The sequence below is a fragment of the Aminobacter sp. P4_D5 genome (assembly GCF_056401815.1).
This window is the reverse complement of the sequence record NZ_JBFUIP010000001.1, coordinates 84,786-97,805: the sequence shown is the minus strand read 5'-3', so window position 1 is coordinate 97,805 and position 13,020 is coordinate 84,786. Positions and strand designations below refer to the sequence as shown.

Annotated in this window: 13 protein-coding genes and 1 pseudogene; 10 read left to right on the top strand and 4 right to left on the bottom strand. The window is 62.7% G+C overall.

Annotation, left to right across the window (positions count from 1 at the left end; all coding sequences use genetic code 11):
* Nucleotides 1-91 precede the first annotated feature (91 nt).
* Nucleotides 92-1,312 (bottom strand): annotated as a pseudogene (locus AC1DWF_RS00440) (MFS transporter).
* A gap of 160 nt (nucleotides 1,313-1,472) precedes the next feature.
* Here AC1DWF_RS00440 and AC1DWF_RS00435 point away from each other — a divergent pair.
* The 3 genes from AC1DWF_RS00435 to AC1DWF_RS00425 all read left to right on the top strand — a co-directional run bounded on the left by AC1DWF_RS00435 (nucleotide 1,473) and on the right by AC1DWF_RS00425 (nucleotide 3,362).
* Nucleotides 1,473-2,114 carry a TetR/AcrR family transcriptional regulator gene (locus AC1DWF_RS00435; protein WP_476781518.1) on the top strand — a complete coding sequence of 214 codons (642 nt, stop codon included), beginning with the start codon at nucleotides 1,473-1,475 and terminating at the stop codon, nucleotides 2,112-2,114.
* Between the two features lie 66 nt (nucleotides 2,115-2,180).
* Complete coding sequence (locus AC1DWF_RS00430) at nucleotides 2,181-3,107, top strand: histone deacetylase family protein (protein ID WP_476787521.1); 927 nt, start codon at nucleotides 2,181-2,183, stop codon at nucleotides 3,105-3,107.
* A gap of 3 nt (nucleotides 3,108-3,110) precedes the next feature.
* Nucleotides 3,111-3,362 carry an exodeoxyribonuclease VII small subunit gene (locus AC1DWF_RS00425; protein ID WP_055978295.1) on the top strand — a complete coding sequence of 84 codons (252 nt, stop codon included), beginning with the start codon at nucleotides 3,111-3,113 and terminating at the stop codon, nucleotides 3,360-3,362.
* A gap of 12 nt (nucleotides 3,363-3,374) precedes the next feature.
* Here the strand turns inward: AC1DWF_RS00425 and AC1DWF_RS00420 are convergent, their stop codons facing one another.
* A complete protein-coding gene (locus tag AC1DWF_RS00420; protein ID WP_476781481.1) occupies nucleotides 3,375-3,764 on the bottom strand; it encodes a winged helix-turn-helix transcriptional regulator in 390 nt (129 codons plus the stop codon).
* 83 nt (nucleotides 3,765-3,847) lie between these two features.
* Between AC1DWF_RS00420 and AC1DWF_RS00415 the strand changes: the two genes are divergently transcribed.
* The 6 genes from AC1DWF_RS00415 (at nucleotide 3,848) to AC1DWF_RS00390 (ending at nucleotide 9,702) form a co-directional block, all read left to right on the top strand.
* A complete protein-coding gene (locus AC1DWF_RS00415; protein ID WP_476781482.1) occupies nucleotides 3,848-4,219 on the top strand; it encodes an MAPEG family protein in 372 nt (123 codons plus the stop codon).
* Between the two features lie 94 nt (nucleotides 4,220-4,313).
* A complete protein-coding gene (locus tag AC1DWF_RS00410; protein WP_476781483.1) occupies nucleotides 4,314-4,580 on the top strand; it encodes a DUF2277 domain-containing protein in 267 nt (88 codons plus the stop codon).
* A gap of 53 nt (nucleotides 4,581-4,633) precedes the next feature.
* Nucleotides 4,634-5,554: a pirin family protein gene (locus tag AC1DWF_RS00405; protein ID WP_476781484.1), complete on the top strand. Its 921-nt coding sequence runs from the start codon at nucleotides 4,634-4,636 to the stop codon at nucleotides 5,552-5,554.
* Nucleotides 5,555-5,632: 78 nt separating this feature from the next.
* A complete protein-coding gene (dxs, locus tag AC1DWF_RS00400; RefSeq protein ID WP_476841379.1) occupies nucleotides 5,633-7,546 on the top strand; it encodes a 1-deoxy-D-xylulose-5-phosphate synthase in 1,914 nt (637 codons plus the stop codon).
* Nucleotides 7,547-7,690: 144 nt separating this feature from the next.
* Nucleotides 7,691-8,464, top strand: a complete 774-nt coding sequence (locus AC1DWF_RS00395; RefSeq protein WP_476781486.1) for a TlyA family RNA methyltransferase — start codon at nucleotides 7,691-7,693, stop codon at nucleotides 8,462-8,464.
* A complete protein-coding gene (locus AC1DWF_RS00390) occupies nucleotides 8,461-9,702 on the top strand; it encodes a class I SAM-dependent RNA methyltransferase (protein WP_476781487.1) in 1,242 nt (413 codons plus the stop codon). The genes AC1DWF_RS00395 and AC1DWF_RS00390 overlap by 4 nt, the downstream gene beginning before the upstream one ends.
* A 27-nt stretch (nucleotides 9,703-9,729) precedes the next feature.
* On the opposite strand, the gene tldD is transcribed toward AC1DWF_RS00390, so the two are convergent.
* Together tldD and AC1DWF_RS00380 are read right to left on the bottom strand one after the other, a co-directional pair.
* Entirely contained in the window at nucleotides 9,730-11,142 is a 1,413-nt protein-coding gene (tldD, locus tag AC1DWF_RS00385) for a metalloprotease TldD (protein ID WP_476781488.1), read from the bottom strand.
* Between the two features lie 87 nt (nucleotides 11,143-11,229).
* Nucleotides 11,230-11,742, bottom strand: coding sequence for an invasion associated locus B family protein (locus AC1DWF_RS00380; RefSeq protein WP_476781489.1), 513 nt, complete (start codon nucleotides 11,740-11,742; stop codon nucleotides 11,230-11,232).
* 383 nt (nucleotides 11,743-12,125) lie between these two features.
* Here AC1DWF_RS00380 and coxB point away from each other — a divergent pair, with 383 nt between their 5' ends.
* Nucleotides 12,126-12,992 carry a cytochrome c oxidase subunit II gene (gene coxB, locus AC1DWF_RS00375; RefSeq protein WP_476781490.1) on the top strand — a complete coding sequence of 289 codons (867 nt, stop codon included), beginning with the start codon at nucleotides 12,126-12,128 and terminating at the stop codon, nucleotides 12,990-12,992.
* The last annotated feature ends 28 nt before the right edge of the window (nucleotides 12,993-13,020 follow it).

Below are 13,020 nucleotides of genomic sequence, written 5' to 3'. Positions count from 1 at the left end.
GGGACGGAGATAACTGAGATTTCGAAGGCGGCGTAGCCGCCAGATGCGGCGGCTCATTGGTGCTGTCGGGAGGCCTGGAATCCAGTGGGCCTCATTCCGCGGCTTGTGGTGTGGGCTGCGGTAACTCGACCTCGTGTTCGCCCGCAAGCGTATTCTGGCCCAGAAGAACGATCACAAGGGAAATCGTGCCTGCGGCCACGGATACCCAGAAGCCGTTCTGCGCACCGAAATTGTCGACCACCCAACCAGTTACGAACGCACCCAGCGCCATGCCGATGCCCATGCCGGCCATCACCCAGGTGATACCCTCGGTCAGCATGTCTTCCGGCACTCGCCGTTCGATCAGGCCGAAGGCCATGATGAAGGTCGGCGAGATCGCCACGCCGCTGAAGAAAATGGCGAGTGCGAGCAGCGGCACCGTGTCGGCGACCAGCAACGGCAAGGTGGTCAGTGCCACGATGGCGATCGAGATGGCGAGCAGGCGCTGTTTCGGTGCCTTGGGGTTCAATGCGCCAACAATCAGGCCAACGACGAGGGAACCGGCTGCGTAGACGCCAATGACGAGGCTGGCGGCGGTCGGCTGGCCAAGTTCCTTGGTGATCGCAACGGCGGCGACCTCAGCGGCGGCGAAGATCGTACCGATGAAGACAAGCGCCAGCGTGATGATCTGAACGGGTCGCAACATGATCGCCGAGCCGCCGCTTGCACGTTCCGGGTCCCTGCCCCTGGGTTCGCTGGACCGTTGCAGGATGAAGGCTGCCATGCCGAGGGCCAGGAACAGCGTGCTGGCCAGCATGCCGGCTTCCGGGAACAAGGCAACGCTCAGGCCGACGGAAAGCGAGGCGCCGGCGATTTAGACCATTTCGTCGGCGACCGATTCAAAGGCGAAGGCCGTGTTGAGTTCCGGCCGATTGCGGAAGATTTCGGTCCAGCGCGCCCGAACCATCGCTGGCACGCTTGGCATGGCCGCCGCCAGGAAGGCCGAGACGAACAGCGTCCAGGCCGGCCAGTCATAACGTGTTGCAATGAGCAATGTGACAAAGGCGATGACGGAGATGATCGTGGTGGGTACGGCCACGGCAGTCTGGCCGAGACGGTCGATCCGGCGAGAAATCTGCGGGGCGGCAAAGGCATTGGTCAAGGCGAACGTGGCCGCGACGGCGCCGGCCAGCCAATATTCACCACCCGCCTGAGACAGCATCGCGACTATGCCGATGGGGGCCATGGCAATCGGCAACCGGGCGATGAAGGCGGCCGCTGCGAAGCCTTTGGCTCCCGGGGTTCTGAAAATCTCACCATAAGGATTGTGCATCGGAGCACTCCTGGCAATTTGAGGGTCTGCCACTTACATACGCGGCGTATGTGAAGGAAATAATTGCATACGTCGCGTATGTCAATTACCATACGCTTCGTATGTGAAGAAAAATACGCGGCGTGTGTGAAGGCGGCGCGGCAAGGAATGAGCGATGAAGATGGCGCACAAACCCCGCAGCGAGATGATTGCTGAAACACGTGCCAAGTTGATTGCTGCCGCGCGGCGGGCATTCGCGACGATGGGCTACGCGAACGCATCGATGGACGATTTCACCGCCGAGGCGGGGCTCACGCGTGGCGCGCTCTACCATCACTTTGGAGACAAGAAGGGCCTGTTCGAGGCCGTCGTGGCCCAGATCGACCATGAAATGTCGCTACGCCTCAGCGCCATCTCCGCCAGGGCCAGGACCCGCTGGCAGGGCTTCGTCGACGAGAACATCGCCTATGTCGAAATGGCGCTGGAACCGGAAATTCAGCGCATCGTGTTGCGCGACGGCCCGGCAGTCCTCGGTGATCCGGCGCAATGGCCCAATGCCAACGCCTGTATCCTGGCGATCACGAAGAACCTCGCTGCGCTCAAGGAGGAGGGCGTCATACGTGATATCGACCCGGAAGCGATGGCGCGGCTGATCAGTGGCGCTTCGCTGTACGCAGCGCAGTGGATCGCCACCTCCGAGGACCCCGGCGCGACGTCTGAGAAAGCGGTGAAGGCTTTCCGAGCGCTCATGGAGGGGCTCCTGCTCAACGGCCAGCCCCCAATTGAACTTCACTTCTCCTCGGTCGGCACCGGCATCACGTAGCCGATTTCCCCAGGGGTTTGACAGGTACTGCATGGTTTGGCCGGCCATTGCTGATAAGGTGGGGTGATGACCACCCGGCTCTATTCCCATCCCATCTATCTGGAGCACCTGACGACGCCAGGGCATCCCGAGCGTCCCGACAGGCTGCGTGCCATCGAGCGCGCGCTCGACGACGAGCCCTTCGAAATGCTCGATCGTGCCGAAGCACCCATGGGAGACGAGCAGACGATTCTTTCCGTTCATCCCGAGAAATTTGTCGAAGACATCCGCCGGCGGGTGCCCACGGAAGGGTTGGCTACGATCGACGGCGATACCACGCTGAGCCCGAAAAGCTGGCAGGCGGCTCTCACGGCGATCGGTGCTGCAAATGCCGCCGTCGATGATGTCTTCTCCGGCAAGATCGACAACGTCTTTGTCGCCTCGCGCCCACCGGGCCATCACGCCGAAAAGACCACGGCGATGGGTTTTTGCCTGTTCAACAATGCGGCGATTGCCGCGCGCTACGCCCAGCGCAAGCACGGTGCCGAGCGGGTAGCGATCGTCGATTGGGACGTGCATCACGGCAACGGCACCCAGGACATCTTCTGGGACGATCCATCAGTGCTTTATTGCTCGACGCACCAGATGCCGCTGTTTCCCGGCACCGGCGCCAAAAACGAGACCGGGGCGGGCAACATCGTCAACGCGCCGCTCGCGCCGAACACCGGCAGCGATCATTTTCGCGAGGCGATCCGCACGCGCGTTTTGCCCGCTCTCGAGCGTTTCGCGCCCGACCTGATCATCATCTCAGCCGGCTTCGACGCGCATCACCGCGACCCGCTGGCCGAGATCAATCTGACCGAGGCCGATTTTGACTGGGCGACCGGCCAAATGATGGATAGTGCTGCAAGCCATTCCGGCAATCGCCTTATCAGCCTGCTGGAAGGTGGCTACGATCTTCACGGGCTGGCCTTTTCGGTGGCCGCCCACGTCACACGCCTGATGAAAGGATGAACCATGGCCGCTGAGCCCAATGACGAAATCAAGGCGATGAGCTTCGAACAGGCGTTGGCCGCACTGGAAAAGATCGTCGACGATCTTGAGCGCGGCGACGTGCCGCTCGACCAGTCGATCAAGATCTATGAGCGCGGCGAGGCGCTGAAGGCGCATTGCGACCGCCTGTTGAAGGCAGCCGAAGACAAGGTCGAAAAGATTCGCCTGTCGCGCGACGGCAAGCCGGTTGGCACCGAACCGCTCGACGCGGAGTGAGCGACATCCCGTTCAGTCCGTTGATCCCCCGCCATGGCCCGTAAAATCGTCGGGCCGTGCCGCATAGAAACGTTCCGGTGCTGCCCAGCGGTCCGGTAGCTGCGTTTCACCCCAGCGGGCAAGCTCTTGCAGGGCGGGAATAAGTGCCGCCCCTTTCGCCGTCAGCGCATAGGCGCCCCGGGTTGCGCCTTGGCGTGATTGTGCCTGCACGATGAGGCCGGCGTCTTCCAGACGGCGCAACCTTTCCGCCAGGATATTGGTCGAGATCTTTTCCGGCGTTGACAGGAAATCCGAATAGCTGGTCGCGCCCATCACCATCGATCGAATTATCACAAGGGACCACTTGTCGCCGACGATGTCGAGCGCCGAGGCGATGGGGCATGCGGAACGGAACTGGGTCATCACCACAGGATGGATTTTAACTTGCAAAATGCAAGTGAAAAATGATTAGCTGACCGGGCAAAGTCCGGTTGGGAGGGAAAGCCATGCTGCCGATAACGTCGACGACCGCCGCGCTCGCGGCTGTAGCTCTGGTCGTCATGAGCATTGCGGTAAGCCTGCGGCGCAAGAAGGTCGGGGTTAAGATCGGCCTGAGTGAGGACACCACCTTGATGCGGCGCATCCGTGCCCAGGGCAACTTCATCGAATATGTGCCGCTTGCCCTGATCCTGCTCGCGCTGGCCGAATATCGTCAGACCCCGGTGGCGATGCTGTGGGCCATCGCCGGGTTGCTGGTTGTTGGCCGTTGCCTGCACATTGCGGGGATGATGACGGGAAGGACGCCGTTGAGCGCGCCCGGCATGGTGGGAACCTACAGCGCGCTTCTCCTTGGCGCGGGCGCCCTGATATTTGGGTGACACGTGTTCGCACCGGCAGGCGCTCAGCTTGACCTCGTGGCACATTGCGCCCAGTTATGAGGTGCCCAATTGGTGGAAAGCCCGGGAGCAGGCGATGTGCCGCAACATCAAGACATTGTTCAATTTCGATCCGCCGGCAACGCATGACGAGATCCGCGACGCCGCACTGCAGTTTGTCCGCAAGCTGAGCGGTTCTACAAAACCCGCAAAGAAGAACGAAGAAGCGTTCAACCGCGCGGTCGACAGGATCACTGATGCAGCGCACGACTTGCTGCACTCGATGGAAACGCACCAACATCCGCGCAATCGCGAGGAAGAAGCCGCCAAGGCGAAGGCACGCTCGGCTCTGAGGTTTGCCTGAGTGTTGTGCTACGCTTGGTGACATTCGCGCTCCTAGCGCTCTAGGATATGGCCATGAGCTTTTTTCCCGCACCCGACCCAACGCCAGGCGATGCTTTTTCCTGCGACGCCATCGAACTGATGGTCATCCCCAACGCCAAGGACATCGACGGCTTCCAGGTCCGCCGCGCTTTGCCGACGGCCAAGCGCCGACTGGTCGGGCCGTTCATCTTCTTCGACCGCATGGGCCCGGCGATCCTGCGTGCCGGCCACGCGCTCGATGTGAGGCCGCATCCGCATATCGGGCTTGCGACCGTCACCTACCTGTTTGACGGCAAGATCAGGCACCGCGATTCGCTCGGCACCGAGATGGTCATCGCGCCGGGCGACGTGAACCTGATGACGGCGGGCAGGGGCATCGTGCATTCCGAGCGCACGCCCGAGGAACTGCGCGGCGCGCCGATGTCGGTGTCTGGCCTGCAGACGTGGCTGGCCCTGCCTGACGGCAAGGAAGAGGTAGCGCCGCTGTTTGAAAATACTGGCTACGCCGACCTGCCGATATTTGCTGCCGACGGCGCCACCGGTCGCCTCATCATCGGGGACTTCAAGGGGCTGCGCTCGCCTGTGCGGGCGGCGTCCGACACGCTTTATGCCGACATTTCGCTCGCGCCCGGTGCAAGGATCAAAATCCCTGCCGATGCCGAGGAGCGCGCCATCTACACGCTCAACGGCGAGCTCGACATTTTGGGCGACCGTTTTCCGCCCGAGCGGCTTTTGGTGTTTCGGCCCGGCGACGAGATCGTCGTTGGCTCTGAGACCGGTGCGCATTTCATGCTGTTCGGCGGCGCGTCGCTGGGTTCCAAGCGCTACATCTGGTGGAATTTCGTCTCCTCGTCGAAAGAACGCATCGAGCAGGCCAAGAACGAATGGAAGACCGGGCGCTTCGATATCGTTCCTGGCGACGAGGAAGAATTCATTCCGCTGCCTGAAAGCTGAGCCGCGTCACCTCCACGCATTTACTTTCGCAGCCCGTGGACGTATCTGCCAAAGGTTAATTGATGTTAGTGCTGAGTGATGAACGCAAAACCTGAAACGCCCCTTCTGGACAAGGTCCGCCTGCCGTCCGACCTGCGCGCGCTCGATGAGAGCCAGCTGCCGCAACTGGCCAGCGAGTTGCGGGCCGAGTTGATCGACGCGGTGTCGCAGACGGGTGGCCATCTGGGTGCTGGCCTCGGCGTGGTCGAGCTGACGGTTGCGTTGCATTATGTCTTCGACACGCCTGACGACCGCATCATCTGGGACGTCGGCCACCAGGCCTATCCGCACAAGATCCTGACCGGCCGACGCGACCGCATCCGCACGCTGCGCCAGGAGAACGGTCTCTCCGGTTTCACCAAGCGCTCCGAGAGCGAATACGATCCTTTCGGTGCTGCGCACTCGTCAACCTCGATTTCCGCAGGCCTCGGCATGGCGGTCGCGCGCGACCTCAGCGGTGGCCGCAACAACGTCATTTCCGTTATCGGCGACGGCGCCATGTCGGCCGGCATGGCCTATGAAGCGATGAACAATGCCGGTGCGCTCGACGCGCGCCTGATCGTCATCCTCAACGACAATGACATGTCGATCGCACCGCCGGCGGGCGCGATGAGCGCGTATCTGGCGCGTCTCGCATCTGGCCGCACCTATGCCGGTGTGCGCGAGCTCGGCAAGAAGCTGACCTCATATCTCGGCCGCCGCGTCGACCGTGCGATCACCCGTGCCGTTGAGCATGCGCGCGGCTTTGTCACCGGTGGCACGCTGTTTGAGGAGATGGGCTTTTTCCACATCGGCCCGATCGATGGCCACAATCTCGAGCATCTGATTCCGGTGCTGAAGAACGTCCGTGACAATGGCACCGGCCCGGTGCTGATCCATGTCGTGACCCAGAAGGGCAAGGGCTACGCGCCCGCTGAAGCTGCCTCCGACAAGTACCATGGTGTCAACAAGTTCGACGTCATCACCGGGGCCCAGGCCAAGGCGCCTGCCAACGCGCCTGCTTACACCAAGGTGTTTGCCGAAAGCCTGCTCCAGGAAGCGCGCGCCGACGACAAGATCGTCGCCGTCACTGCCGCCATGCCTTCGGGCACCGGCCTTGATCTTTTCGGCGAAGCGTTTCCGTCACGCACATTCGATGTTGGCATCGCCGAGCAGCATGCGGTGACGTTTGCCGCAGGCCTGGCCACGGAAGGCTACAAGCCGTTTGTTGCGATCTACTCGACCTTCCTGCAGCGCGSCTACGACCAGGTCGTGCAYGAYGTCGCCMTCCAGAAGCTGCCGGTTCGTTTCCCGATCGACCGAGCCGGGTTTGTCGGCGCGGATGGGCCGACCCATTGCGGCGCCTTCGATACGACCTATCTCGCCTCGCTGCCTGACTTCGTCGTCATGGCAGCCGCCGATGAGGCGGAGTTGCGCCACATGGTGCGCACGGCCGCCGAATATGACGAAGGCCCGATCTCGTTCCGTTATCCCCGGGGCAACGGCGTCGGTGTCGACATGCCCGAGCGCGGCTCGGTGCTGGAGATCGGCAAGGGCAGGGTGGTCAAGGAAGGCACCAAGGTCGCACTGCTGTCGTTCGGTACGCGCCTCAAGGAATGCCTGCTCGCCGCCGAGGAACTCGGTGCTGCCGGCCTGTCGACAACTGTCGCCGACGCGCGCTTCGCCAAGCCGCTGGACGAGGATCTGATCCGCCGCCTGGCGCGCTCGCATGAGGTGCTGGTCATGGTCGAGGAAGGCTCGGTCGGCGGCTTCACCAGCCAGGTGCTCGATTTCCTCGCCCGCAACGGTCTGCTCGACAACGGCCTCAAGGTGCGTGCGCTGACGCTGCCCGACAGCTTCGTCGACCACGCCAATCCCGACAAGATGTATGTCGATGCCGGCCTTGATTCAGGCGGCATCGTGCGAGCCGTCTTCGCAGCGCTCGGCAAGTCGGCCCACGCCGTCCGCGCCTGAGCATTTCGAGTGAGCGCTTGCCTTGCAGGCGCGCATTCGCCATTGAAAGCCATGGAAATCTCAAGGCAAGCCCGCGCATCGGCCCGGAAATCGAAATCGATTTCCGGAAAGCACGATGCGCAGATACAAGACGTTGGAGCCCCTTTGCGCGTCCAATCGGACGCGCAGCGCTCCGGGACCAGCCTGCGGCTCGACGAATTGCTCGTCGGCCGCGGTTTGTTTGCGAGCCGCTCGCGCGCCCGCGATGCGGTGGCACGCGGTGCTGTAGCAGTTGATGGCCAATTGGCCAAGAAGCCCGGACAGACCGTAGCCGCCGACGTGGTCATCGACGTTAATGATCCGGCCCAGGCCTATGTCTCCCGGGCGGCGCTCAAGCTGATTGCCGCGCTCGACCATTTCGGTTTCGATCCTGCAGGCAGCCAGGCGCTTGATGTTGGCGCATCGACCGGTGGTTTCACCCAAGTGCTGTTGGAACGCGGCGCAACCCAGGTCGTGGCGATCGACGTCGGTCATGGCCAGATGCACCCGATGCTGCGGGGCGATCCGCGCGTGACGTGCCTGGAAGGGCTCAACGCCCGCAATCTGACATCAGATGATCTTGGCGGTCGGCAGCCTGATTTCCTGGTTTCGGATGTCAGTTTCATTTCGTTGCGCCTGGCCTTGCCCAATGCGCTCGATCTGGCAGCTACAGGCGCCAAGGGCGTCTTTCTGGTCAAGCCGCAGTTCGAAGCCGGGCGCGAGGCGATCGGCAAGGGCGGGCTGCTCAAGAATACTGAAGATGGGCCGCGCATGGCTGAAGAATTGCGACTGTGGCTCGACGCCATTCCGGGCTGGCGCGCGCTCGGTATCTGCGCCTCGCCGCTCGAAGGCGGTGACGGCAACCGCGAATATCTGCTCGGTGGAGTGAAAGACCAATGACGACTCGTTTCGAGATTGCGCGGCTGGGCGCGCATGGCGACGGCGTCGTCGATGCCAATGGCGGGCACATCTTCATCCCGTTCGCGCTGCCTGGGGAGACGGTGACCGCAGCGCGCGAGAAGGACCGCGCGCAGCTGCTCGCGATCATCGAGCCGTCACCTCAACGAATCGAGCCCGCTTGTCGCCATTTCACCGAATGCGGCGGCTGCGCGATCCAGCATCTTGAAGACAGCGCCTATCGCGACTGGAAGCGCGGCCTTGTGGTCCAGGCGCTGAAGGCGAGGGGTATCGAGGTCCCGGTTGGCGATCTGATTGCCTGTCCGCCGCATAGCCGGCGCCGCGCGGCCTTTACAGCACGCAACACCGAAACCGGACTGCATCTCGGCTACAACCAGGCGTTTTCCCATACCCTCGTCGACATCGAGGAATGCCCCGTCCTTCTGCCGGAAATCGTCGAGGCGAGTGCTGTCCTGCGTCACCTGGCCGGCATCATCGCCAATACGTCGAAGCCCTTCAGGTTCCTGATCACCGCGACTGAATCCGGTTTCGACGTGGCGGCTGCCGATTGCGGTAAGCCGACCGAAGCGATCCGCCGTGCCGCGACCGATTTTGTCATCAAGTCCAAGATCGCAAGGCTCTCCATCGACGGTGAGATCATCGTCGAGCCGGTCAAGCCGATGCTGACCTTTGGTGCAGCGACAGTGACGCCGCCGCCGGGCGCATTCGTCCAGGCAGTGGGCGAGGCCGAGGGTGCGATGGCGGCACTCGTGACCGGCCATATGCGCAAGGCCAAGAAGGTCGCCGACCTCTATTCGGGCTGCGGCACCTTCGCGCTCAGGCTCGCGGCTAACTCCGAGGTTCACGCGGTGGAGGGCGACGCGCCGGCATTGGCAGCGCTCGATCGCGGCTTCCGCTTCGCCAATGGCTTGAAGCGCGTCACAGTCGAGCGCCGCGACCTCGACCGGCGTCCGCTGACCTTCAAGGAGCTGAACGCTTTTGACGGCATCGTCTTCGATCCGCCGCGCGCCGGTGCCGAGGATCAGTGCAAGCAGATTGCCCGCTCGGACGTGCCGATGGTGGCCGCCGTCTCCTGCAATCCGGCGACGCTCGCACGGGACCTGCGCATTCTCATCGACGGCGGTTATACGCTAAAGGCTGTGACGCCGATCGACCAGTTCCTCTGGTCGCATCATGTCGAGGCCGTAGCCCTGCTGGAAAAGCCGAAAAAGAGGCGGTGAAGGCGCGCCCAGCGCGCCTTGCCGACCTTAAACCCGCGTGCCGCCGACCGTCATCTGGTTCATCCTGAGATGCGGCTGGCCGACGCCGACAGGCACGCCCTGGCCGGCCTTGCCGCACATGCCGATGCCGGTGTCGAGCTTCATGTCGTTGCCGACCATCGAGACCCGGTGCATCGCGTCCGGGCCGTTGCCGATCAGCATCGCGCCCTTGATCGGCTGGGTCACCTTGCCGTCCTCGATCATGTAGGCTTCGGTGCAGCCGAATACGAACTTGCCCGAGGTGATGTCGACCTGACCGCCACCGAAGGATACGGCATAGATGCCGTTCTTGACCGAAGCGATGATCTCTTCCGGCGTCATGTCGCCTGAGGTCATGTAGGTGTTGGTCATGCGCGGCATCGGCTGGTGCGCATAGGATTCGCGGCGGCCGTTGCCGGTCGCCTTCATGCCCATCAGCCGCGCGTTCTGGCGGTCCTGCATGTAGCCGACAAGCTTGCCGTCCTCGATCAGCACGTTGCGGCCGCTCGGCGTGCCCTCGTCATCGACGGTGAGCGAGCCACGGCGTTCGGCGATCGTGCCGTCATCGACGACGGTGACGCCCTTGGCCGCGACCTGCTGGCCCAGCAGGCCGGCAAAGGCCGAGGTCTTTTTGCGGTTGAAGTCGCCTTCGAGGCCGTGGCCGACGGCCTCATGCAGCATCACGCCCGGCCAGCCGCTCGACAAGACGATGTCGAAGGTGCCGGCAGGGGCGGGGATGGCCTCCAGATTGACCAGCGCCTGGCGAAGTGCTTGGCCGGCCGCATCCTTCCAGCTTTCCTCGGTCAGGAACTCGTCGAAGCTCTTGCGTCCGCCCGCGCCGTATGAGCCGCTTTCCTGGCGGTCGCCGTCGCCGACGACAACAGAAATGCTCATGCGCACCAGCGGGCGGATGTCGCGCACCACCTGGCCGTCGCCGCGCAGGATCTCGACATGCTGCCACGAAGCGGCAAGCGATGCCGTGACCTGGCGGACGCGCGGATCCTTGTCGCGCAGCCACGAGTCAATTTCCTGCAACAGCTTGGACTTGGCCTCGAAAGAGGGCGAGGAAATCGGGTTTTCCTCGCCATAGAGATGAGAGTTGGTGCGTGCGGGGGCTGCGGCAAGCGTGCCGGAATAGCCGCCTTTGACTGCGGAGACCGCGTCGGCGGCACGCAGCAACGCCGACTCCGAGAGGTCGCTCGAATGCGCATAGCCGGTTGCCTCGCCGGCAACGGAGCGCAGGCCAAAACCCTGGTCGGTGTTGAAGCTGGCCGTCTTCAGCCGGCCATTGTCGAACATCAGCGCTTCGCCCTCGCTATATTCGAGGAACAATTCGCCGTCGTCGGCGCCCTCGATCGTCTCGGCGACGATCTGGCGTACGCGGTCTTCTGATATGTCGAACTGGCTGAGAAGGCTGGTCATGGCGCGTCGCCTCATATGCAAGGTGAATGTGTTCACCCCGATGTAGGCGACGCGAGGGCTCCGGACAATGTCTCCGGCGCCAAACGCTTACGGCAGCGCGGCGAAACCTTCGCCAAAGCCGTTAAGGTCGACTGGGATGCCGATGCCTTCTTCGGGGGTCTGGAAGACGATGAAGGTGGCCGATTTGCCTGTTTTCAGCGTGTCGAGCAGTGTCTTGTCGAGGATCACCTCGGCATAGCAGCCGTCCTGGAAGCAGCGCACGAAATAAGCGCGGCCGATGTCCTTCTGGTCGACATTGAGGCCGAGGCCGTTGGGCAGGAGCACGCCAAGCGGGGCGAGCACGCGCAGGATCTCGGCCTTGTTGTCGGCGGTGCGCAGGATAACCACCGACAGCCCCATCTCCGGGCGGTCTTCGGCGATGACGTTTTGCATCATCACGCATTGTTCGTTGGTGGCACCCGCGGGCGTGTCGCAGATGATCGACCAGGCGCCATGGGTGGACTTTACCGTGCCGCTTTGCTGCGCGCCGGCCTGCATGGGAACCACGCAGGCAGCGGCGACCAACACCTTCGCCAAGGTTTTAAACAGCCCAGACTTCATCACGGCTCCATTGCGAATCACGACAATTTAGGTCGTGCAGGCAGCAAGTAAATAACAAGACAGCGCCATCGCCATCCCGCAATCTAAGGTTTTCCAGACATTCGAGCCCAATTTGGCCCGAATTGCGACGCCTTTCCAGGGCATGGCAGCACAAAGCGGGCGAATAGCCGCTCCGCCTGCGCGTTCTTCAACTAGCGCCAAACGCGTCGCGGCGCCAGCCTCTGTGCCTGCGCGCAAAAATGCCGCATGGGTTACGCCTCTGCTTCCTTGCGGTTGGAAAGAGAGTATGGTTTGAACCTCCGAACGTCTCTGGGATTCCCGTCCCGGAGCGGCAGGATGTCCTTGCGGCTACGCCCGCATGGAAATGGGAGATACAGAGGGCGATGAGAAAGATCTTTGCTAGCGCCGTCGCGGCGACTGCTACCCTTGCCAGCGTCGCGGCCTATGCGGCACAGCCGACGCCTTGGCAGACTACCTTCCAGCCGGCCGCGACCGGTATCATGGAACAGATCACCTGGTTCGAGCGCTACACGCTTTGGTTCATCATCCCGATCACGCTCTTCGTGCTCGCGCTCTTGGCCTATTGCATCTGGCGGTTCCGGGCGAGCGCCAACCCAGTTCCGTCACGTACCAGCCACAACACGCTGATCGAGGTCATCTGGACCGTCGGTCCGGTTGTGATTCTGCTGTTTTTGGCGATCCCGTCCTTCCAGCTTCTGACCGCGCAGTACTCGCCGCCGGAAGAGGCAAAGCTGACGATCAAGGCGACCGCAAACCAGTGGAACTGGGACTACGAGTACCAGAACGCCGAGCCGCTTTCCTTCAACTCGGCGATGCTCGCCGAAGGTGATCGCGCCGCTGCCGGCAAGGAAGACAAGGCGGCCTATCCGCGTCTTCTCGCCGTCGACAACGAGATTGTCGTTCCCGTCAGCACCATGGTTCGCGTCCTGGTCACCGCTAGCGACGTCATCCACGCCTTCGCCATGCCGGCTTTCGGCATCAAGACGGACGCGGTGCCGGGTCGCATCAACGAGATCTGGTTCAAGGCTGACAAGGAAGGCCTCTATTACGGCCAGTGCTCCGAGCTTTGCGGCAAGGATCACGCCTACATGCCGATCGCAATTCGCGTCGTCTCCGACGCACAATACAACACGTGGCTTGCTGCTGCGAAGTCCGACCTGCCAGGTGCCAACAAGGCGCTGATGGCTGCGACGGATGGTGCGGCCAAGGTTGCGGCCGCCGGCAACTGAGCCGCGGTAGATAAGATCAGGGAACGGA